The sequence below is a fragment of the Amycolatopsis sp. NPDC047767 genome (assembly GCF_040704195.1).
GTDB lineage: Bacteria > Actinomycetota > Actinomycetes > Mycobacteriales > Pseudonocardiaceae > Amycolatopsis.
The window spans coordinates 282,754-303,675 of the sequence record NZ_JBEYSJ010000011.1 but is presented as its reverse complement, the minus strand read 5'-3'; the positions used below and the strand labels follow the sequence as shown (position 1 = coordinate 303,675).

21 protein-coding genes and 1 pseudogene are annotated in these 20,922 nt (G+C 72.1%); 14 read left to right on the top strand and 8 right to left on the bottom strand.

The features are described from left to right. Positions 1 to 171: 171 nt before the first annotated feature. Complete coding sequence (locus AB0878_RS21935; RefSeq protein ID WP_366582098.1) at positions 172 to 1,014, bottom strand: undecaprenyl-diphosphate phosphatase; 843 nt, start codon at positions 1,012 to 1,014, stop codon at positions 172 to 174. Continuing rightward, positions 1,014 to 2,057 (bottom strand): LLM class F420-dependent oxidoreductase, encoded by a 1,044-nt coding sequence (locus tag AB0878_RS21930; RefSeq protein WP_366582097.1) that lies wholly within the window; start codon positions 2,055 to 2,057, stop codon positions 1,014 to 1,016. The genes AB0878_RS21935 and AB0878_RS21930 overlap by 1 nt, the downstream gene beginning before the upstream one ends. Before the next feature lie 123 nt (positions 2,058 to 2,180). Between AB0878_RS21930 and AB0878_RS21925 the strand changes: the two genes are divergently transcribed. The 4 genes and pseudogenes from AB0878_RS21925 to AB0878_RS21910 form a co-directional block, all read left to right on the top strand. Beyond that, a complete protein-coding gene (locus AB0878_RS21925; protein WP_366582096.1) occupies positions 2,181 to 3,149 on the top strand; it encodes an aldo/keto reductase in 969 nt (322 codons plus the stop codon). Between the two features lie 98 nt (positions 3,150 to 3,247). Continuing rightward, positions 3,248 to 4,264: a hypothetical protein gene (locus AB0878_RS21920; RefSeq protein ID WP_366582095.1), complete on the top strand. Its 1,017-nt coding sequence runs from the start codon at positions 3,248 to 3,250 to the stop codon at positions 4,262 to 4,264. Further along, entirely contained in the window at positions 4,261 to 4,485 is a 225-nt protein-coding gene (locus AB0878_RS21915) for a DUF5703 family protein (protein WP_285967049.1), read from the top strand. Before AB0878_RS21920 ends, AB0878_RS21915 begins: the two co-directional genes overlap by 4 nt. A 110-nt stretch (positions 4,486 to 4,595) precedes the next feature. After that, positions 4,596 to 5,336: pseudogene (locus tag AB0878_RS21910) on the top strand (SDR family NAD(P)-dependent oxidoreductase); the annotation flags it as partial. 186 nt (positions 5,337 to 5,522) lie between these two features. On the opposite strand, the gene AB0878_RS21905 reads toward AB0878_RS21910, so the two are convergent. From AB0878_RS21905 to AB0878_RS21885, 5 genes are read right to left on the bottom strand one after another with little or no spacing between them, the layout of a single operon-like run. Next, complete coding sequence (locus AB0878_RS21905; protein ID WP_366582094.1) at positions 5,523 to 6,269, bottom strand: SRPBCC domain-containing protein; 747 nt, start codon at positions 6,267 to 6,269, stop codon at positions 5,523 to 5,525. A gap of 1 nt (position 6,270) precedes the next feature. Next, entirely contained in the window at positions 6,271 to 6,861 is a 591-nt protein-coding gene (locus AB0878_RS21900) for a helix-turn-helix domain-containing protein (RefSeq protein WP_366582093.1), read from the bottom strand. 31 nt (positions 6,862 to 6,892) lie between these two features. Beyond that, a complete protein-coding gene (locus AB0878_RS21895) occupies positions 6,893 to 7,786 on the bottom strand; it encodes an alpha/beta hydrolase (protein WP_366582092.1) in 894 nt (297 codons plus the stop codon). A gap of 18 nt (positions 7,787 to 7,804) precedes the next feature. Then, positions 7,805 to 9,127: a M20/M25/M40 family metallo-hydrolase gene (locus tag AB0878_RS21890; RefSeq protein ID WP_220240646.1), complete on the bottom strand. Its 1,323-nt coding sequence runs from the start codon at positions 9,125 to 9,127 to the stop codon at positions 7,805 to 7,807. 49 nt (positions 9,128 to 9,176) lie between these two features. After that, positions 9,177 to 9,851, bottom strand: coding sequence for a GntR family transcriptional regulator (locus AB0878_RS21885; RefSeq protein ID WP_366582091.1), 675 nt, complete (start codon positions 9,849 to 9,851; stop codon positions 9,177 to 9,179). Positions 9,852 to 9,949: 98 nt separating this feature from the next. On the opposite strand from AB0878_RS21885, the gene AB0878_RS21880 reads away from it, so the two are divergent. Next, entirely contained in the window at positions 9,950 to 10,795 is an 846-nt protein-coding gene (locus AB0878_RS21880; RefSeq protein ID WP_366582090.1) for a carbon-nitrogen hydrolase family protein, read from the top strand. Positions 10,796 to 10,806: 11 nt separating this feature from the next. On the opposite strand, the gene AB0878_RS21875 is transcribed toward AB0878_RS21880, so the two are convergent. Further along, positions 10,807 to 11,418, bottom strand: a complete 612-nt coding sequence (locus AB0878_RS21875) for an enoyl-CoA hydratase-related protein (protein ID WP_366582089.1) — start codon at positions 11,416 to 11,418, stop codon at positions 10,807 to 10,809. A gap of 205 nt (positions 11,419 to 11,623) precedes the next feature. Between AB0878_RS21875 and AB0878_RS21870 the strand changes: the two genes are divergently transcribed. Genes AB0878_RS21870 through AB0878_RS21830 form a run of 9 tightly spaced genes read left to right on the top strand, consistent with a single transcriptional unit; the run spans position 11,624 to position 20,909 of the window. Beyond that, positions 11,624 to 12,484 (top strand): TetR/AcrR family transcriptional regulator, encoded by an 861-nt coding sequence (locus AB0878_RS21870; protein ID WP_366582088.1) that lies wholly within the window; start codon positions 11,624 to 11,626, stop codon positions 12,482 to 12,484. Further along, a complete protein-coding gene (locus tag AB0878_RS21865) occupies positions 12,484 to 13,377 on the top strand; it encodes a 3-keto-5-aminohexanoate cleavage protein (RefSeq protein WP_366582087.1) in 894 nt (297 codons plus the stop codon). The genes AB0878_RS21870 and AB0878_RS21865 overlap by 1 nt, the downstream gene beginning before the upstream one ends. Then, positions 13,370 to 14,314 (top strand): 3-hydroxyacyl-CoA dehydrogenase NAD-binding domain-containing protein, encoded by a 945-nt coding sequence (locus tag AB0878_RS21860; RefSeq protein WP_366582086.1) that lies wholly within the window; start codon positions 13,370 to 13,372, stop codon positions 14,312 to 14,314. Before AB0878_RS21865 ends, AB0878_RS21860 begins: the two co-directional genes overlap by 8 nt. After that, positions 14,307 to 14,741, top strand: a complete 435-nt coding sequence (locus AB0878_RS21855) for a thioesterase family protein (protein ID WP_366582085.1) — start codon at positions 14,307 to 14,309, stop codon at positions 14,739 to 14,741. The genes AB0878_RS21860 and AB0878_RS21855 overlap by 8 nt, the downstream gene beginning before the upstream one ends. A 46-nt stretch (positions 14,742 to 14,787) precedes the next feature. Continuing rightward, positions 14,788 to 16,383, top strand: coding sequence for an ABC transporter substrate-binding protein (locus AB0878_RS21850; RefSeq protein WP_366582084.1), 1,596 nt, complete (start codon positions 14,788 to 14,790; stop codon positions 16,381 to 16,383). Further along, positions 16,380 to 17,336, top strand: a complete 957-nt coding sequence (locus AB0878_RS21845) for an ABC transporter permease (protein WP_366582083.1) — start codon at positions 16,380 to 16,382, stop codon at positions 17,334 to 17,336. Before AB0878_RS21850 ends, AB0878_RS21845 begins: the two co-directional genes overlap by 4 nt. Continuing rightward, complete coding sequence (locus AB0878_RS21840) at positions 17,333 to 18,232, top strand: ABC transporter permease (RefSeq protein ID WP_366582082.1); 900 nt, start codon at positions 17,333 to 17,335, stop codon at positions 18,230 to 18,232. Before AB0878_RS21845 ends, AB0878_RS21840 begins: the two co-directional genes overlap by 4 nt. Next, positions 18,229 to 19,812, top strand: coding sequence for an ABC transporter ATP-binding protein (locus AB0878_RS21835; protein ID WP_366582081.1), 1,584 nt, complete (start codon positions 18,229 to 18,231; stop codon positions 19,810 to 19,812). The genes AB0878_RS21840 and AB0878_RS21835 overlap by 4 nt, the downstream gene beginning before the upstream one ends. Beyond that, a complete protein-coding gene (locus AB0878_RS21830; RefSeq protein ID WP_366582080.1) occupies positions 19,809 to 20,909 on the top strand; it encodes a serine hydrolase domain-containing protein in 1,101 nt (366 codons plus the stop codon). Before AB0878_RS21835 ends, AB0878_RS21830 begins: the two co-directional genes overlap by 4 nt. Positions 20,910 to 20,922: the final 13 nt, after the last annotated feature.

The following is a 20,922-nucleotide window of genomic DNA, read 5'->3' as shown; positions in this document are numbered from 1 at the left end:
GTCGACCACGCGCAGCAGCTCCGGCACATCCACGTGCTTGGGCGTGAGGCCGCAGCGCAGGATGTTGTCGGAGTTGGCCAGGATCTCCACGGCCGATCCGACCGCCCGATCCAGAAGCCGGCTCAACGGCGATCTCGCACGCGGCGGCGGAGCCAACGCCAAAAACACAGCTCAGCTTCCGACCGGTCCTGCGTTCGGGTCGAGCACGCCGCCGATGATCAGTCCGAACAGCAGCAGGCCGAGCACGATCCGGTAGATCACGAACGGCACGAAGCTCTTGCGCTTGATGTAGGACATCAGCCACGCGATCACCACGTACCCGACGCCGAAGGCCACCAGCGTCGCCAGGATCGTGGGGCCCCACTGGGCGGTCTCGCCGTTCTTGCCGATGTCGGTGAGCTTGTACAGGCCCGAGCCGAACACGGCCGGCAGGGCCAGCAGGAACGAGTACTCCGCCGCGTCGGCGCGGGTGTAGCCCATGAGCAGGCCGGCGCTGGTGGTGCCGCCGGAGCGCGAGACGCCCGGGATCAGGGCCAGGGCCTGGGCGAAGCCGAAGCCGAGGCCGTGCGGCACGGTGAGGTGGTCGAGGGTGCGCCGCTGTGAGCCGACGCGGTCGGCGATGAGCAGGATCACGCCGAAGACGATCAGTGTCGACGCGGTGATGCGCAGGTCGCGGAAGGCCTCGTCGATCTGGTCCTGCAGCAGCAGGCCGAGCACGACGATGGGGATCGAGCCGACGATGATCAGCCAGCCCAGCCGCGCGTCGGGGTCGCGGCGCCAGCTGCGGCGGTAGAGCGAGAAGAACCAAGCCTGCAGGATGCGGCCGATCTTCTTCCCGAAGTACAGGATCACCGCGAGCTCGGTGCCGATCTGCGTCACGGCGGTGAACGCCGCGCCCGGGTCGTCCCAGCCGACGAGCGCGGCCACGATCCGCAGGTGCGCGCTGGAGGAGATGGGCAGGAACTCCGTGAGTCCCTGCACCAGCCCCAGCACCAGTGCTTCGAACCACCCCATCAGGCCACTCCCGCCAGTTCGATCGCTTCCACGGCGGTCCGCAGGGCCGCCTCGAATCCCGCGGACTCCCCGTACGGAGTCACGGACAACGTCGTCACGCCCGCCTTCGCGAACTCCGCCATGCGCTCGGCGATCCGCTCCCGCGGACCGAGCAGCGACGTCGCGTCGAGGAATTCCAGCGGCACGGCCGCCTGAGCCCCCGCGTAGTCGCGCGCGAGGTATTTCTCCTGCACCTCGGCTGCCTCCGCCTCGAACCCCATCCGCACGGCGAGGCGGTTGTAGAAGTTCTGCTTCCGGCTGCCCATCCCGCCCACGTACAGCGCGGCGTGGGCGCGGACGGCGTCGGCGCACTCGCGCCAGTCGTCGCCGACCACGAGCGGCACGGACGGGGCGATGTCGAACCCGTCGAGCGACCGCCCGGCGGCCTCGGCGCCGGCGCGGATGTGCGCGAGCTGCTCGCCCGCGTGCCCGGGCGAGAAGAACACCGGCAGCCAGCCGTCGGCGATCTCGCCCGTCAGCTCGAGGTTCTTCGGCCCGATCGCGGCGAGGTACACCGGCACCTGCTTGCGTTCGGGCCGGAAGGTCAGGCCCAGCGCGAGCCCGGGCCCGTCGGGCAGCGGCAGCTCGAAGTGCTCGCCGCTGAACCGCACGCGGCGGCGCGACTGCACGGCCCGCACGATCTCCACGTACTCGCGGGTGCGGCCCACCGGGTCGGCGAACCGCACGCCGTGCCAGCCCTCCGACACCTGCGGGCCCGAGACACCCAGGCCGAGCCGGAAGCGGCCGCCCGAGAGCGTGTCGAGCGTGGCGGCGGTCATGCTGGTCATCGCCGGCGTCCGCGCCGGGATCTGCAGCACGGCGCTGCCGACGTCGATCCGCTCGGTCCGCGCGGCGATCCAGGTGAGCATCGTCACGGCGTCGGAGCCGTAGGCCTCGGCCGCCCACACCACCGAATACCCGAGTTCGTCCGCTCTCCCGGCCAGCGCCAGGTTCGCGGAGTTGTCCCCGGTGCCCCAGTAACCGAGGTTGAGTCCCATTCGCACGGCCGGAAACGTACCGAGGGCACGACTCGCGCCGTGCCCTGGGTGCACCGACCGGGTGGCCGGTCGCGACACGGCGTCACCTTGGTCAAGTACGGGCCGGGCCGACGGCTAGGCTCGGTGGTCGTGGAAAAGCGACAGCTCGGCCGGTCGGGACTGCGGGTCTCGCGCCTGGCGCTCGGCACGATGACGTGGGGCGGCGACACCGACGCCGAGGAGGCGGCCAGCCAGCTCGTCGCGTTCGTCGACGCCGGCGGCACCCTCGTGGACACCGCGGACATCTACGCCGAGGGCGAGGCCGAGCGCGTGCTCGGCAGCCTGCTGGGCGATCTCGTGCCCCGCGACGACGTGGTGGTCGCCACGAAGGCCGTCGCGCGGCGCACCGAAGGCCCCTTCGGCGGCGGGGCGTCCCGGGGCGCGCTGCTGAACGCGCTCGACGGCTCGCTGCGCCGGCTCGGCACCGACCACCTCGATCTGTGGCAGCTCCACGCGTGGGACGCCGGGGTGCCGATCGAGGAGACCCTCTCGGCCCTGGAGTACGCCGTGACCAGCGGAAAGGTCCGCTACGTCGGCGTCTCCAACTACGCGGGCTGGCAGCTGGCCACGGCCGCCTCGCGCGCGAGCGCGGTCGCGCCGATCGTGTCCTGCCAGTACGAGTACTCGCTGCTGGAGCGCGGGGTCGACCGCGAAGCCGCGCCCGCCGCGCTGCACCACGGCATCGGGCTGCTGCCCTGGGCGCCGCTGGGCCGCGGCGTGCTGACCGGCAAGTACCGCACCGGCACGCCCGCGGACTCGCGCGGCGCGTCCAGCGAGTTCGCCGGGTACGTGGAACACCACCGCACGGACCGCGCGGCGCGGATCGTGCAGGCCGTGGCCACCGCCGCCGACGGGCTCGGCACCTCGCCGTTGGTCGTCGCGCTGGCCTGGGTGCGCGACCGGCCGGGGGTGGTGGCGCCGGTCGTCGGCGCCCGCGACACCGGCCAGCTGACCGGTTCGCTGGCGGCGGAGGAGCTCACGCTCCCGCCCGCGATCCGCAGCGCGCTCGACGACGTGAGCTGCGTCGACGTGGGCTACCCCGAGCGGGGACCGAAATGAGGCGCAGGTGTCTGTTGGATGACGCACACGTGACGGCACGGGAATCGTGGGGGATGCTGGTGAGGACACCTCGCCGAGGAACTGCAGGAGGCTTCAAGGTGCGTCGGCTCACCGCCGCGTCGCGGATCGCGATTCCGCTGGTCGGTGCCCTCGCGCTCTCGGCATGCTCGGCTTCGGGCCAGGACAACTCCGACTCGCTGCAGGTGGTCGCGAACCCCGTGGCCGCGAAGCCGGCGGTCTCCCCGGCCGTGACGACCAAGCCCGCGGGTCAGGTACTGGCGACGCCCGCCGTGTCGGCGATGGCGACCGACGAGAAGACCCGCACGCTCGCGGTCGCGGTCACGCAGCCGCCGTCGGTGCTCGTCTACGACCTCGACTCGCTGAGCACCCCCCGGGTCACCGTGCCCCTGCCCGGCCCGGCCGAATCGCTGACGACGTCCGACGGCCAGGCGATCGCGAGCATCCCGACCAAGGGTGAGCTCGCGAAGATCACACTGCCTGGTGGCGGACTGACCACGCAGCCGGTGGCGGGCCAGCCCACCGCCGGGGTGGCCGACGGGCCGGACACGATCGTGGCCGTCCGCGACCGCAAGGCCGTGGAGGTCCTGGCCGGCGGCGCGGTCACCAAGACCATCACCGGCCAGCTCTACAGCGCCGACGACGTCGTGGACACCGGGCAGGGTGTGGTCGTGCTCGACCGCCTGCGCACCGCCGTGTTCAGCGTCGACGTGAACGCCGGGACGATGGGCGAAGGCCTGCGCGCCGGCGACGGCGCGGCCAACGCCACCAGCGACTCCTACGGGCGCGTGCTGGTCACCGACGCCCGCGCGGGCGCGCTGCTCGCGTTCTCCGTCGGCCCGCTGATCCTGCGGCAGCGCTACCCGGTGCCGGGCGGGATCTACGGCATCGCCTACGACCACCAGCGCAACCTGGCCTGGGTCACCCTGACCGGGCAGAACCAGGTGGTGGGCTTCGACGTCCGCGGCGGCGAGCCCACCGAGAAGTACCGATTCCCGACCGTGCGCCAGCCGAACTCGGTGAGCGTCGACGACCGGAGCGGCCGAGTGCTCGTCGGCTCGGCCGCAGGAGAAGGGACCCAGGTGATCCAGCCATGACGACGGTCGACGAGGCGGTGGTCGAAGGGGATTGGGAGTACCGCCGCCTGCGCCTGCCCCCGGGTGTGTCCCGGCGCGCGGCGGCGATCCAGCTCTCGATCCACGCCGAGTTCGCCGGCTGGGAGCTGCGCACGGTGCGGCTCTACGCCGACGGCACCCGGCGGGTCTGGTTGCGGCGCAAGCGCACGGCCGCCGACCGCCTGCCCGGGCTCGCCACGTAACACCAATAAGTCCAGACCAAGATTTTCGCGCGCCTTTTCACCCTGATCCGGCCGTTAGCGTACGCAGTGGATCTTCGCGTACGACCCGGTCTTCGGCCGGCGGCCGAATCATGCCAAAGAGGGTGAACATGAACAGGCTGGACGGAAAAAACGCCGTGGTCACCGGCGCCACCAGCGGCATCGGGGCCGCCATCGCCCACCGGTTCGTCGCCGAGGGCGCTCAGGTCGTCCTTTCCGGGCGGCGCGCGAAAAACGGTCTCGCGATCGCGGAACGGCTGGGCCCAGCGGCCAGTTTTCACCGGGCCGACGTGTCGGTGGACACCGAGGTCGAGGACCTGGTCCGCTCGACCTCGGACCGGTTCGGCCGCATCGACGTGCTGGTGAACAACGCGGGGGCACCCGCCACCATCAGCTCGGTCACCGACGTCGACCTGGCCGATTTCCGGCGGGCGTTCGACGTGAACGTCTGCGGTCCGCTGCTCGGCATCAAATACGCCGCCGGGTACATGTGCGCGCAGGGCGCGGGCAGCATCATCAACATCGGCAGCATCGCGGGAACGCGGGTCGCCAATTCGGGCCTGGACTACTCCGTGTCCAAGGCCGGCCTCCACCACTTGAGCCAATGGGCGGCCGCCGAGCTGGGCCAGCACGGAGTCCGCGTGAACACCATCAGCGTCAGCGGGGTCACGACCGGGATTTTCGCCAAGGTCGCCGGGTACGGCGACGAAGAAGCCGAGACCCCCGAGGTGCTGGCCGCGGTGGGCGAAAAGATCACTCCCCTGGTCAAGGAGGTCAGCCCGACGCCGCGCGCGGGAACGACGGACGACGTCGCCGCCGCCGCGGTCTATCTGGCGAGCGACGAATCGGGCTACGTGATCGGGCACAACCTGCAGGTCGACGGAGGGCACTCCCTGGGCCAGCCCTACTCGGTGCTGCTGGCACAGCGGGCCAGGATCGCTTCGGCGCTCAAGCCCGGCGCCCGGTGGCCCCGCGAGCCGGCTGACCGGGGCGCCGGCAGCGCGAGCCCGGTGTCCGGGTCAGGCGGCGAGCCGCCCGAGCCACTCCTGCCAGCTCTGCTCGTCGCCCGCCTCGGCGGAGAACACGTGGTGGCAGGCGATGAGCGGGCCGTGGAAGCCCTGCAGGAAGCAGTAGAGCGCGTCGGCCGTGCGCACGCCCACCGTCTGCGGGTTCACGGCGTAGACGACGCCTTCGACGGCCCGGCCCGCCAAATCGATGCGCACGCGGTCGCCCTCCTCGGGCCGGCCCGCCAGTCCCAGCCGGTTCCCGAGCGCCGCCCACAGCCGGTCCCAGTCGGACACCGGCGGGCCGAACACCGTGACCGGGGTGGCCGTGCGGCCGGCGAAGTACGTGACGTACTCGGCGAGGTTGCGGAAGAACAGCGCGCCGCCCGCGGCCATCGCCTCGAACTCGTCCTCCCAGTCGTCGCCGGGCAGGAAGCCGCTGGTGACGCAGCGGACGACCGAGCTGCCGCCGTCGCGGCCCTCGATCAGGAACTCATAAGCGATCCGCCGCCCGTCGGGCTCGGTCTGGGTGCCGTAGACGAGCCGTTCCAGCGGGTCCCACGCGGTGATCGCCATCTCCGGCTCGTAGCCCGCGAACGAGCCGCGCACGACGCCGCCGAGGCCGCCTTCGACCTCGTTGCGGCCCATGTACCACGAGTCGATGCCCGGCCCGGTCGCGATCGCCGCCCAGATCTGCTCCGGGGTCGCGGCCACCTCGGCCGCCCCGGGCAGCTCGAACTCTTTCCCGCTGAACTCCGCCACTTCAGGCCTCCTCGTCCGGCACGCTCGGGTGCACGGCCACGATCACGCGGTGCGCGCGACCGTTCTCCGCTCCCTCGTCGTGGTACTTCCCCACCAGGCTCGTCACGGCCACCGCGAGCTCCTCGGCGAACGCGGCCCGGTCCGCCGCCGAGGCGAACCGCACCTCGCCGTCGAGCGCGAACGTCGCGACGCGCTTGCGCGCCTTGGCGGCACCCGTGATCAGGATCCCGACGTCGCGCACCAGCCGGCCCGCCACGGCGAGCAGCCAGCGCGCCGACAGCCGGTCGGGCGACTGCGCCGGGTCCGGCTGCACCGCCGCCAGCGCCGACGGCGAGATCACGTAGGACGCCGCGGTCGCGCGCATCATGCGCTCGGTGACGTTGCCCTTGCGCCGCTCCTCCACCAGCTCCACGAGCCCGTGCTTCTCCAGCGCGCGCAGGTGGTAGTTGACCTTCTGGCGGGGCAGGTCGACGCGGGCCGCGAGCATGGTCGCCGACGCCGGCTCCACCAGCTCGGCCAGCAGCCGGGCGCGGACCGGGTCGAGCGACACCTCGGCCGCGGCCGCGTCCTCGATCACCGCAACGGGAAACATGCGCCCATCGTGCTGCCGAAAAACGAAGTTGTCAAGAACCACGATGTTGTCGGTACGCCTCGCGTACCTGAGCCACGATCCGGGGCACGACCTGGGCGGCGGCTTCCAGCGGCACGACGTGGCCGACGCCCGGCAGCACCACAGCCGTGCCGTGTTCGAGGCCCCGGACGAGGTGCTCGACGTCTGTGGCCGCCACGATCCGGTCCCGCTCCCCCACGATCGCCGTGACCGGCAGGGCACCCACTCGCGCGAGCGCCGCTTCGCGCGCGTACGCGTCGAGCGCGGGACGGAACACCGCGACGGTGTGCGGCCAGTTGCGCCGGATCATCGTCACGGTCAGCTCCACCAGGTCCGGATCCGGGTCGTCACCGAAGAGCCACCAGCGCAGGCCGGCGCTGACCGCGCGGCTCGTGTGCTCGCGCACCAGCCCGAAGAACTTGGCGCCCAGCACCAGTTCCAGGTCCTGCGCCAGCATCCCGAGCGCGCCCGGCCACGCCGCCGAAGCCTCCGTGGCGAGCCGCCCGGACGACGTCGCGAGCAGCACCAGCCCGGCCACGCGCGCGGCGAACAGCTCCGGATGGCGTTGCGTGAGCGACATGATCGCGAGCCCGCCCATGTCGTGGCCCACCAGCACCACACGGCCCTCGGGCACGGCGCGTGCCAGCACTTCGGCGAGGTCGTCGCCCAGCTGCGCCATGGTCGCCGTGCCGCGGCCGGCGCGGCCGGACTTGCCGTGGCCGCGGTGGTCGTAGCCGACGACCGACAGCGGCTCGTCCACCGCCTCCGGCAGCAGCGGCGCGATCCGGCCCCAGCTGCGGCGGTCGAGCGCGTAGCCGTGCAGGAGCACCACGGTCACGCCGGCCGACGGGTCACCCCAGCGCACGAGGTGCAGAGGTGTCCCGTCGGCGAGCGTGAACGCGGGCAACGCGGTCGTTTCCGGCGCTCAGGACGAACGCACGAACCGGTCCAGCACGCGCGTGCCGAACTTGAGCGCGTCCACCGGCACGCGCTCGTCCACGCCGTGGAAGAGCGCGGAGAAGTCGAGGTCGGCCGGCAGCTTCAGCGGCGCGAAGCCGAAGTTGCGGATCCCGAGCTGCTGGAACGACTTCGCGTCGGTGCCGCCGGAAAGCATGTACGGCAGCGTGCGCGCGCCCGGGTCCTCGGCGAGCACCGCGGCGGTCATCGCGTCGACGAGCGCGCCGTCGAACGTGGTCTCGACCGGCGGGAGCTCCATCCACTCCTTCTCGATGTCCGGGCCGAGCAGCTCGTCGAGCTCGCGGTCGAACGCCTCGATGCGCCCGGGCAGGATGCGGCAGTCGACCGCGGCCTCGGCGACCGACGGGATCACGTTCGACTTGTAGCCGGCGGTGAGCATCGTCGGGTTCGCGGTGTCGCGCAGGGTGGCGCCGATCATGCGGGAGATGTTGCCCAGCTTGGCGACCGAGCCCTCGAGGTCGTCCTCGGGGAAGTCCCAGCCGGTGATCTCGGTGACGCCGGCGAGGAACTCGCGCACGGAGTCGGTGAGCACGAGCGGGAACTGGTGGCTGCCGAGCTTCGCGACGGCCTCGGCGAGCTTGGTGACCGCGTTGTCGCGGTGGATCATCGAGCCGTGGCCCGCCGTGCCGCGCACGCGCAGCTTCATCCAGCGGATGCCCTTCTCGGCCGTCTCGATCACGTACGCGCGCACGTCGTCTTTCAGCGTGATCGAGAACCCGCCGACCTCGCTGATCGCCTCGGTGACGCCTTCGAACAGCTCGGGCCGGTTCTCCACCAGCCACTGCGCGCCGTACTTGCCGCCGGCCTCCTCGTCGGCGAGGAACGCGAAGACGATGTCGCGCGGGGGCACGATGCCGTGGATCTTGTAGTGGCGGGCCAGGGCCAGCGTCATGCCGACCATGCCCTTCATGTCCACCGCGCCGCGGCCCCAGACGTAGCCGTCCTGCACGGCGCCGGAGAACGGGTGCACCGACCACTCGGCCGGGTCGGCGGGCACGACGTCGAGGTGCCCGTGGATCAGCAGGGCCCCGCGCGACGGATCGGCCCCGGCCAGCCGGACGATGACGTTGTGGCGGTCTTCGCCACCGGACTCGACGTAGGTGATCTCGTAGCCGGCGTCGGTGAGCTGCTCCGCGACGTACTCGGCGGCGGCACGTTCGCCGATCAGGGTGTCGGGGTCTCCGGTGTTGGTGGTGTCGATGCGGATGAGGTCGCTGGTGAGCGTGACGGCCTCGTCAGCGGCGGCGTCGATCGAGTTCGGTTCGGTCACTCGACCTTCCTATCATTCGCACCCGCGGGGCCGCGCCGCTCACGCCCGTTCAGGTGCGGTCAAGAGCCGAGACCACCTCGGAAACCGGCCGCAGGTGCTGGTTCAGGATCCGCAGCGCCGTTTCCGCGTCCCCCGCGTCGAGCGCGGCCACGAGCTGCCGGTGCTCCTCGTCGATGATCGACAGTCGCTCCGGCCGCGCTTCCAGCGCCCGCACGGCCACGCGCTGCTGGCGCGAGCGGAGTGTGTCGTACAGCTCGGTGAGCACCGTGTTGCCGGCGGCGTTCACGATCGCCCGGTGGAACCGGCGGTCGAGCCCGGACACGGCGAACCAGTCGCGTTCCGCGCCCGCGCGGCCCATGTCCTCGATCAGGCCGGCCATCTCGGCGGGGGCACCCGCGCCCGCGGCGCAGACCTCGGTGATCGCGTGGCCCTCGATGAGCCGCCGGCTCTGGTAGACCTCTTCCAGCTCCCGCGCGGTCACCGTGCGGACCTGCGCGCCCTTGCGCGGCAGCAGGCTGATGAAGCGCTCGGCCTCGAGCCGGTGGAACGCTTCGCGCACCGGCGTCCGCGACACGCCGACCACCCCGGAGACCCACAGCTCGTCGAGGAACCGCCCGCCTTCCAGCTCGCCCGAGATGATCCCGTCGCGCAGCCAGGCGTACACCCGATCCCGAGCCGGTCCGCCGCCCTCGACCGGGACCGGTCCCGGTGCGGTGGTGGTCATGCCTCTCCCCTCGTCGCGCGCCTGCGTCGGCGCGCTGGCGAGCCTACACCTCTGGACCGGGGCCTCATCCGTCATGTATACACGGAGTACACAGACCGGTGACGGTCCTCGTCGCTCCCGAAAGGACACTCGGCATGGTGCAGGTCGCCGTCGCGCAGTTCGCTCCCACCGACGACAAAGCGGGCAACCTGGCGGTGCTCACGCGGCTCGCCGGTGAGGCGGCGGAGCGCGGAGCCGAGGTCGTGGTGCTGCCCGAGTACTCGATGTTCACGGTACCGGCGATGGACGAGCGGTTCGTCGCCTCGGCCGAGAGCCTCGACGGCGCGTTCGTGACCGGGCTGCGCGAGGTCGCGGCCCGCCGCGGGATCACCGTCGTCGCCGGGATGAACGAAGCCTTGCCCGAGGGCGGGCGGATCTTCAACACGCTCGTGGTGGCCGGCCCCGACGGCGAGCTCGCGGCGGTGTACCGCAAGCTGCACCTCTACGACGCGTTCGGCTTCCGCGAGTCCGACTTCGTCCGCGCCGGGGAGATCACGGAACCGGCCACGTTCAAGGCCGCGGGCCTGACGTTCGGCCTCCAGACGTGTTACGACCTGCGCTTCCCCGAGGTGACCCGGCGGCTCGCGGACGCGGGCGCGCAGGTCGTGGCGCTGCCTGCGGAGTGGGTGCCGGGGCCGCTGAAGGAGTACCACTGGACGACGCTGGTGAAGGCGCGGGCGATCGAGAACACCGTCTACGTCGCCGCGGCGGGGCAGATCGCGCCGATGGGGTCGGGTTCGAGCCTCGTCGTCGATCCGATGGGCGTAGTGGCCGCGTCGCTGGGTGAAGCGCCGGGCGTGGCCGTCGCGGAGATCTCGGCCGACCGCGTGGAGCAGGTCCGGACCACGAACCCGGCCTTGGCGTTGCGACGGTTCACGGTGGCGCCGCGGGACAGCGCCTCCTGATCCGCGAGCCGCTACTCGTCGTCCGCGCGGTGCGCGCCGAGGCCGATCTCCTTCACGGCCGCGGCCGCGCCGGGCGTGCCCGCCAGCGACCGCGCGAGCTCCAGCGCGACGCCGAGCTCGGTGCCCGCCGGCACGACCCGGTGGACCACACCCCACTTCGCCGCCGCGGCGGCCGTGAGTTTCCCGCCACCGCGGCGAAGTTCGGCAACGGCCTCTTCGGACAGTCGCGCCGGCAGCGCCGTGCCGAGCGGGCCGGCCACCACGAACTCGGCATGCGGGGCCGCCACGATGAGATCCGTCATCAGCGCCAGCTCGAAGCCGCCGCCGCGGGCGAGGCCGTTCACCGCGGCGATCATCGGCTTGCCGATGCGGAAGAAGTCCGCGACGCCGGCCAGCCCGCCGGCTCCCGGCGCGAGGTCCCAGCCCGCCGAGAAGTACTCGCTGCCCGCGCCCGTGACCACGCCGGCGTGCACCGCGGGGTCGTCACGCAGCCGCGCCCAGGCGGCGTAGAGCTCGAAGCTGACGCGGGAGTCGATGGCGTTCCCGCCGGGCCGGTCGATCGTCGCCACGAGCACGCCGTCGACTACCTCGGTGCGGACAGCACCCGGGGGCGCGGTGGTCATGGTTTTCCCGGTGGTGCGGAGGGATTCGGTCGAGCGTTCCGGACGTTAGCCGCACCGCCGCCGGCGGTCAAACCGGGGCCTCGACTGACCCAGCAGTCAAGCCAGGATCGCAAATCCGGTCCACCGCAACGAAACCCGGCAAACGTTACGCCACAGGTGGCGTGAGTATTGCGATAATCGCAACGCGGGGTTACGGTCTTCCGGCATGGACGAGTCGGAGGAGCTGCGGACCAGGGTCCGGGAGCTGATCCGGTCCATGCCGGGAGCCCAGCGGGAGTTCGCCGCAGCCATCGGGCTCGACGAGACGAAGTTGTCCAAGGCGCTCACCGGCACCCGCCGGTTCTCGCCGCACGAGCTCGTCCGGGTCGCCGAGTACTGCGGCGTCACGGTCAACTGGCTGCTCAACGGCAGCGACGACGCGAAAACCGTGACGGCGGTCCCCGCGCTCGCCGCGCGCCCGGAGAGCGATCCCGAGCACCACACGCAGTCCGAGCCGCGGCGGCGGATCCTCGAGACGGCGTGGCTGCTCATCGCCGAACGCGGGTACCACCGGGTACGCATCGCCGACATCGCGAAAGCGTGCGGCACGAGCACCGCCACCATCCACTACCACTTCCCCAGCAAGGCGGAAGTGCTCAACGAAGCGTTGCGGCGCAACGTGAAGCTCGCCTTCGATCGCCAGGTCGCCGAGCTGCACGCGGTCGCCGATGCCCACGACCGGCTGCTCAAGCTGGTCGAACTGCAACTCCCGGCCGACGGCGTGCTGCGCGCCGAGTGGTCGGTCTGGCTTCAGGTGTGGAACGAGGTGTCCCTCGCCCCGGAGCTGCGGTCGCTCTACACCGATTCCTACGACCGCTGGTACCGGACGATCCTCATGACCATCCGCACCGGCCAGGAGCAGCACGCGTTCCGCGTGGCCGATCCCGAGGCCGCCACCGAGCAGCTCACGGCGCTGATCGACGGTCTCGGCATCCAGGTGCTGACCCGCAAGCCCCGCAGCACCGTGGCCACCATGCGCGCGCACCTGCACGACTTCATCGAAAGGTCGATCGTCAAGGGAGCCTGATGAACCACGAGGTCATCGTCACCTGCGCCCTCACCGGCGCGGGCGACACCGTCGGCCGGAGCCCCCACGTGCCGGTCACGCCGGCGCAGATCGCCGCGGGCGCGATCGAAGCGGCGGAAGCCGGGGCGGCCGTCGTCCACATCCACGTCCGCGAGCCCGAGACCGGGGCCCCGTCGCGCGAGGTGGCGCTGTACCGCGAGGCCGTGCGGCTGATCCGGGAGTCCGGAGTGGACGTGGTCGTGAACCTGACCGCCGGGATGGGCGGCGACCTCGTGCTCGACGAGGAGGATCCGCTCAAGCCGGTCGACGGCACGGACCTGGTCGGCGCTCTCGCCCGCCTGCCGCACGTCGAGGAGCTGCTGCCCGACATCTGCACGCTCGACTGCGGTTCGCTCAACTTCGGCGAAGGCAACCAGCTCTACGTGTCCACTCCGGACATGCTGCGCACCGGCGCGAAACGCATCCAGGAACTCGGCGTGAAGCCGGAGCTGGAGATCTTCGACACCGGGCACCTGTGGTTCGCCTCGAAGATGGTGGCGGAAGGGCTGATCGACGCGCCGCCGCTGTTCCAGCTGTGCATGGGCATCCCCTACGGCGCGCCCGCCGATCCGGGTCTGCTGCAGGCGATGGTGAAGCTGCTGCCCGAGGGCGCGCAGTGGGCGTCGTTCGCGATCGGGCGCGACCAGATGCCGTGGGTGGCGCAGTCGGTGCTGCTCGGCGGGCACGTGCGCGTCGGGCTCGAAGACAACCTCTACCTCGCCCGTGGGGTCAAGGCGACCAACGGGCAGCTGGTGGAGCGCGCGGTGCGGATCGTCGAAGACCTCGGCGCCACGATCGCGAGCCCCGGCCGGGCCCGCGAGATCCTCGGTCTCAAGGAGCGGGTCCGTGCCTGACGTATCCACTGTGGACACCGTCGCGTGCGTCGGCGCGGGCGTGATCGGCGGCGGCTGGGTGGCGCACTTCCTCGCCCGCGGTTACCGCGTCCGGGCCTGGGACCCCGCACCGGACGCCGCGGCGAAACTGGGACGGCTCGTCGACGCGGCGTGGCCCGCCCTCACTTCGCTCGGGCTGGCCGACGGCGCGAGCCGTGACGCGCTCACGGTCACCGCCACGCTCGCCCAAGCGGTCGAGGGCGCGGGGTTCGTGCAGGAAAGCGCTCCCGAGGACCTGCCGCTCAAGCAGAAGCTGCTGGCCGACATCGACGCCGCCACCCCCGCCGGTGTCGTGATCGCGTCGTCCACCTCGGGCTACGGCATGACCGAGATGCAGGTGGCGGCGAAGACGCCGGAGCGGCTCGTGGTCGGGCACCCGTTCAACCCGCCCTACCTCATCCCGCTGGTCGAGGTCGTGGGCGGCAAGCTCACCGCGCCGTGGGCCGTGGCGTGGGCGAGCGAGTTCTACCGGCACGTCGGCAAGACCGTGATCACGATGGATCGGGAGGTGCCCGGGTTCATCGCCAACCGCCTGCAGGAGGCGCTCTGGCGCGAGGCCCTGCACATGGTCGCGAACGGCGAGGCCACCGTGGAGCAGATCGACACCGCGATCACCGACGGGCCGGGCCTGCGCTGGCCGGTGCAGGGGCCGATGCTCACGTTCCACCTCGCGGGCGGTGAAGGGGGCATGGCGCACATGCTGGACCACTTCGGACCGTCGCTGAAGGCGCCCTGGACCCGCCTCGATGCGCCGGAGCTCACGACCGAGCTGCGCAACGCCGTGGTCGACGGCTGCGAGGACGAAGCCGCGCCGCGCACGATCGCCGACCTCGTGGCCGAGCGGGACCGGGCGATCATCGCCATCCAGCGCGCCGTCGGCGAGGCCCGCCGTGGGTGAAGCCCTGGTCCACCACGACCGCGTCCGTCCCGAGTGGATCGACTACAACGGACACCTCTCCGAGCCCTACTACGTGCTGGTGTTCGGAGACGCCACCACGGCGCTGATGGACGCCGTCGGCCTCGATCCCGCCTACCGCGAGTCCACCGGCGCTTCGCTGTACACCGTGGAGGCACACGTGCGGTACCTGCGTGAGGTCGGGCCGGACGCCGAGCTCACCGTGACGACCTCCGTGCTCGCCGTCGGGGCGAAGAAGGTGCGGCTGTGGCACGAACTGCACGTCGGCGGTGAGCTCGTGGCCACGGAGGAGCTGCTGTGCCTGCACGTCGCCGAGGGCAGAGCCTCGCCGTTCCCCGAAGCCGTCGCCGAGCGCCTCGGCGCCCACCTCGCGCCACTGCCCGACCACGCCGGGCGCGCCATCGCCTGACGCTCTCCCGAACCCCACCCGGCCCGCCTCCCACCGGAAGACACCCATGGAAGAACGATGTGAGCCGAACTCCCTCCCGCGCCGCCGGTTCCTCACGGCGGCGCTCGGCGGTGCCGCCCTGCTCGGCGCCGCTCCCCTGCTCGCCGCGTGCGGCGGCTCGGGCGTCGCGGCCGCCGCGCCGACCGGGCCACCGCGCCGCGGCGGCACCCTGCGCGTCGGCGTGACCGGCGGCGGCGCGTCCGACACGCTCGACCCGCACGTCCCGGTGGCGAACCCGGACATCGCCCGGGTGGTCAACCTCTACGAACCGTTGCTGCTGCGCGACCACGACTACAAGCTGCAGATGCTGGTCGCCGAATCGCTCACGTCGTCGCCGGACGCACGGACGTGGACCGCCGTGCTGCGCGACGGGGTGCGGTTCCACGACGGCCGACCGGTGACCCCCGCCGACGTCGTCGCGACGTTCAAGCGGATCACGGACCCGAAGGACCCCAAGAGCGGGGCTGCCAGCCTGACCATGCTCGGCCGGGTGGTGCCGACGGGCGAGCGGACCGTCGAGTTCCGTCTCACCGAGCCCGATTCCGGCTTCGACGACCTGCTCGGCCAATACTCCCTCGGCATCGTGCCTGCCGACTTCGACGTGAAGCGCCCGATCGGCACCGGCCCGTTCCGGCTGAAGGAGTTCACCGCGGGGCTGCAGAGCACGTTCGTGCGCAACGACCACTACTGGCGGCCCGGCCAGCCCTACCTCGACGAGCTCGTGCTGATCAACTTCGCCGAGGACGACGCCCGGATCAACGCGCTGCTCTCGTCCCAGGTGGACGCCATCGACCAGGTGCCGGTGGCGCTCATCGACGTGCTGCGCAGCGACCCGCGGATGCGCGTGCTGCGCTCGGCCACGGGCACCTGGCTGCCGTTCACGATGCGCGTGGACCGGCCGCCGTTCGACGACGTGCGCGTCCGCCAGGCGCTGCGGCTGGTCGTGGACCGCGACCAGATGATCAACCAGGTCCTCAGCGGCCAGGGCCGGCCCGGCAACGACCTCTACGCGCCGTTCGACCCGGCGTACGACTCGCAGCTGCCGCAACGCAAACAGGACATCCCGGCGGCGAAGCGGCTGCTGGCCGAAGCCGGGCACGAGAACCTCGACATCGAGCTCGTCACCGCGCCCATCCAGGCCGGCGCGGTCGAGGCGGCGCAGGTGTTCCAGCAGCAGGCCAAGGCGGCGGGCGTCACCGTGCGCATCCGGAAGGTCGACACCACCACGTTCTACGGCGAGAACTACCTGTCCTGGGACTTCGCACAGGACTTCTGGTATACGCGCAACTACCTGCCCCAGGTCGCGAACGGTTCGCTGCCGAAGTCGCCGTACAACGAAACCCATTGGCAGGACCCGCAGTTCACCGACCTCGTCACGCGCGCGAGCGCCACTGTGGACACCGCGGCGCGCACGGCGCTGCTGCACCAGGCGCAGCGGATCGAGTACGAACGCGGCGGCCTCATCGTGTGGGGCTTCGTGGACCAGGTGGACGCCCACCAGGTCTACGTGGCGGGACTCGTGCCGGACCGGACGGGGATCTCGCTGTCCGGCTACCAGTTCCGCGAAGCGTGGCTCGGCACAGCACAGGGAGGTGCGGCATGACCCGGATGATCGTGAAACGGCTGCTCGTGAGCCTCGTGGTGCTCTGGCTGGTCACCTTGCTCGTCTTCGTGGCGACACTGCTGCTGCCGGGTGACCCGGCGCGCGCCATCCTCGGCCAGCAGGCGACACCGGAGCGGATCGCCGCGCTGCAGCACCAGCTGCACCTCGACGAGCCGGTCTGGCAGCGCTACCTCACCTGGCTCGGCGGGCTGTTCACCGGCGATCTCGGCACCTCGACGTCCACGCAGGGCCCGGTGACGACGTTGCTGGGCGACCGGATCGTGGCCTCGCTCGTGCTGCTCGTGCTCGCCGCGGTGATCGCGACGCCGCTCGGGCTCGCGCTGGGCACGTGGAGCTCGATGCGGCGCGGCCGGGCCGCGGACCAGACCGTGTCCGGCATCAGCCTGGTGATCGCCGCGCTGCCGGAGTTCGTGATCGGCGTGGCGCTGATCGTGCTGTTCGCGACCACGGTGTTCAAGGTCCTGCCCTCGGTCACGCTCACCGCGCCGGGTGAACCGGTGTGGCAGCAGCCGAGCCAGCTCGTGCTGCCGGTGGCGACGCTCGTGCTGGTGGTGACGCCGTACATCACGCGGATGATGCGGGCGACCATGAACGAGGTCCTCGACTCCGGGTACGTCGAGATGGCCCGGCTCAAGGGCGTCCGCGAGCGGACCATGCTGCTGCGGCACGCCTTGCCACACGCGGTGGGTCCCGTCGCGCAGGTCGTGGCGCTGCAGCTCGCGTGGCTCGCGGGCGGGGTCGTGGTGGTCGAGTTCCTGTTCCGCTACCCCGGCATCGGGCAGTCGCTGATCGACGCGGTGAGCAAACGCGACGTCGCCGTGGTCCAGGCCGTGACGCTGATCATCGCCGCGGTGTACATCGTGGTGAACCTGCTCGCCGACGTGGTCGGCATCCTGGCGAACCCCAAGCTGCGGACGGAGGCGAGCCGATGACCGCCGTCGACGACGAGCTCGCGCCGGCCACCACGGCCGGCGAAGCACCTGCCAAGGCCCGCGGGCTCCTCCGCACGGCGTGGCGGTTTCCGCAGGCGAAGGCCGGCACGGTGCTGGCCGGGGTCGTGGTGCTGGTGGCGCTGCTCGGCCCGTGGCTCGGGCCGGTGCTCACCGGCCACACCACCACGGACTTCGCGGGCAAACCGTTCAAACCGGACGGGCTCGCGGGCACCGACGGTCTCGGCCGCGACGTGCTCACCCGTTTCCTCGCCGGCGGCACCACGCTGCTGCTCTACGCGGTGCTCGCCACCGTGCTCGGGATCGTGCTGGGCGCGTTGCTCGGCATGGTCGCCGGCTACGGCGGCGGGTGGCTCGACAGCCTTCTGATGCGCGGCAACGACGTGCTGCTGTCCTTCCCGCAGCTGGTGATCGCGTTGCTCGCGATCGCGGTGATCGGGCCGAAGGGCTGGCTCCTCGTGCTGGTGATCGGCCTGACCCACGCGCCGCGCACCGCCCGCGTCGCGCGCCAGACCACGGTGGCGGTGCGCGGCGAGGACTACATCCGGGCCGCGGAGATGTACGGCGTGCCCCGCAGCCGGATCCTGCTGCGCGAGATCCTGCCCAACATCACCGGCCCGCTCATGGTGGAGCTCGGCCTGCGGCTGACCTACTCCATCGGCTACATCGCGTCGCTGTCGTTCCTCGGGCTCGGCATCCAGCCACCCACGGCCGACTGGGGCCTGATGATCAACGAGAACCGGATCGCGCTGGTCGTGCAGCCGTGGGGCGTGCTGCTCCCGGTGGTGGCGATCGCGCTGCTCGCCGTCGGCACGAACCTCGTGGCCGACTCGCTCGCCTCGGCCGCGGCCGGGCGCACCCGGGAGGAACGCTCGTGACCGCCGTGGACAGTCCCCCGCTCGCGCTGGAAGTGACCGGCCTGCGCGTGAAGACGGCCGCGGGCCGGCCGGTGCTGCACGACGTCTCCTACCGCATCGCGCCCGGCGAGGTGCTGGCGCTCGTCGGCGAGTCCGGGTCGGGCAAGACCACGGCGGGGCTGGCCGCGCTCGGCCACTTCCGCCGCGGCCTCGTCGAGGACGGTGGCGAGGTGACGCTGCACCCGCGCGCCGGCGAACCCGTCGACGTGCTCTCGCTCGCGACGCCGGAGCGGCGAAAACTGCGCGGCGCGACCGTTTCCTACGTGCCGCAGGACCCGGCTCTGTCGCTGAACCCGTCGTTGCGGATCGGGCTGCAGATCGCCGAGGTACTCCAGACCCACGGCTACCCCGGCCCGGTCGAGGAGCGCGTGGCCGAGGTGCTCACCGAGGTGGGTCTGCCCGCCGATCCGGCCTACCGGCGGCGGTACCCGCACCAGCTCTCGGGCGGGCAGCAGCAGCGCGTGGGGATCGCGATGGCGTTCGCGTGCCGGCCGAGTGTCGTGGTGCTCGACGAGCCGACCACCGGGCTCGACGTGATGACGCAGGCGCTCGTGCTGGAGACCGTGCGGCGGCTGACGGCCGAGCACGGCGTGGCCGCGCTCTACATCACCCACGACCTGGCCGTGGTCGCGCAGCTCGCCGACCGCGTCTCGGTGATGTACCGGGGTCGCGTGGTGGAGACCGGGCCGGCCGAGGACGTGCTGAAGCGACCAGAACACGCGTACACCCGCGAACTGCTGGGCGCCGTGCCCGATCTGGGCGCGGAACCGGGTGCCGCTCCCCCGCCGTCGGACGCGGTGCTGGCCGCGCGCGGCATCCGGGTCTCCTACGGGCGCCAGGAGGTGCTGCGCGGGGTGAATCTGGAGGTGACGCGCGGCGAGTGCGTGATGCTGCTGGGCGAGTCCGGGTCCGGCAAGACCACGCTGTCGCAGTGCGTCGCGGGCCTCACCCGTGGCTTCACCGGCACCGTCGCGCTCGACGGGACCCCGCTCGCGCCCGGCACGCGCCAGCGCAGCAACGACGAGCGGCGGCGGATCCAGTACGTGTTCCAGAGCCCGTTCTCCTCGCTCAACCCGCGCCGCACGCTCGCGCAGTCGATCGAGGTGCCGCTGGTGCACCTGACCTCGCTGTCGCGCCCGCAGCGGCGCGAACGCGTGGCCGAGGTGCTGGACCGCGTGCGGCTGGGCCGGTCGCTCGCGAACCGCCTGCCCGACCAGCTCAGCGGCGGGGAGCGCCAGCGCGCGGCCATCGCGCGGGCGCTGGTCACGACGCCCGACGTGCTGGTGTGCGACGAGGTGACCTCCGCGCTGGACGTGTCGGTGCAGGCGACCATCGTGGAGCTGCTCGGCGAGCTGCGCCGTGAGCTGGGGATGGCCGTGCTGTTCGTGACGCACAACATCGCGCTCGCGCCCGAGGTGGCCGACCGGATCGCCGTTCTGCGCGGCGGGGAGATCGTGGAAGAGGGTACGGTCGAAGCCGTGCTGACCGCGCCCGCCCACCCCTACACCGGCGAACTGCTGGCCACCACGCCGCGCCTATGACCGGCCACGGCGAGGTGCGGCCGGGGTTCGAGACGGTGCGCGAAGCGTTCGACGAGGTCGCCGCCGCGGCCTCGGGCGGCGTCGCGTTCAGCGTCTTCCGGCGGGGCCGTCTCGTGGTCGAGCTGTGTGCCGGATCGGCGGCGCCCGGTGTGCCGTGGACCCGGGACACGCGCGTGGTGCTCTTCAGCGGTACCAAGGGGATCGTGGCCACGCTCGTCGCGATGCTCACCGCCCGCGGCCAGCTCGGCCCGAGCGAACGGGTGGCGCGGTACTGGCCGGAGTTCGCGGCGGCGGGCAAGGCCGACGTGGCCGTGTCGCAGGTGCTCGCGCACACCGTCGGGCTGCCCTATGTGGACGCCGACGTGCCGATGACCGACAACGCCGCCAGCGCGGCCGCCCTCGCCACACAGAGTCCGTTGTGGACACCCGGCTCCCGGGTCGCGTACCACGCCCTGACCTACGGTTACCTCGCCACGGAGCTGATCCGCCGCGTCACCGGCCAACGCGTCGGCGAGCTGCTGCACGAGCTGCTCGCCGCTCCGCACGGGCTGGATCTGCGGCTCGGCACCCCGCCGTCGATCCCGGTCGCGACGCTGCAACGCGCGCCCGGCTACCGGATCAGCACGTTCCTTCAGGATGACGAGCGCCGCCGCGTCGTCGAGCGCATGTACCGCGGCCTGCTGGACTCCACCGACACCATGAACTCGCCCGGGTACCGCGGCGCCGAGCTCGCGGCCGGCAGCGGCGTCGGCACGGCCACGAGCATGGCGCGGCTCTACGACCTGCTGCTGGCGGGTTCGCTCGTCCCGTCGGCCGTGCTGACGCAGGCGACCCGCACGTGGAGCGAGGGCGTCGACGCGATCAACGACCGGCCGCTGCGTTTCGGTCTCGGCTTCGAGCTGGCCGACCCGATCGGCACCTACGGCCCGGACGGCGCCGACCCGGGCGCCTTCGGCCACTCGGGCGCGGGCGGCGGCCGGCACGGCGCGTGGCCCAACCGCGGTGTCTCGTTCTCCTTCACCACCAACGAACTGCAGGCCGAGGACGTGGACACGCGCGCCGCGAGGTTGCTGGCGGCCCTGCACGAGGCCGCCTGACCGGGGTCTTTCT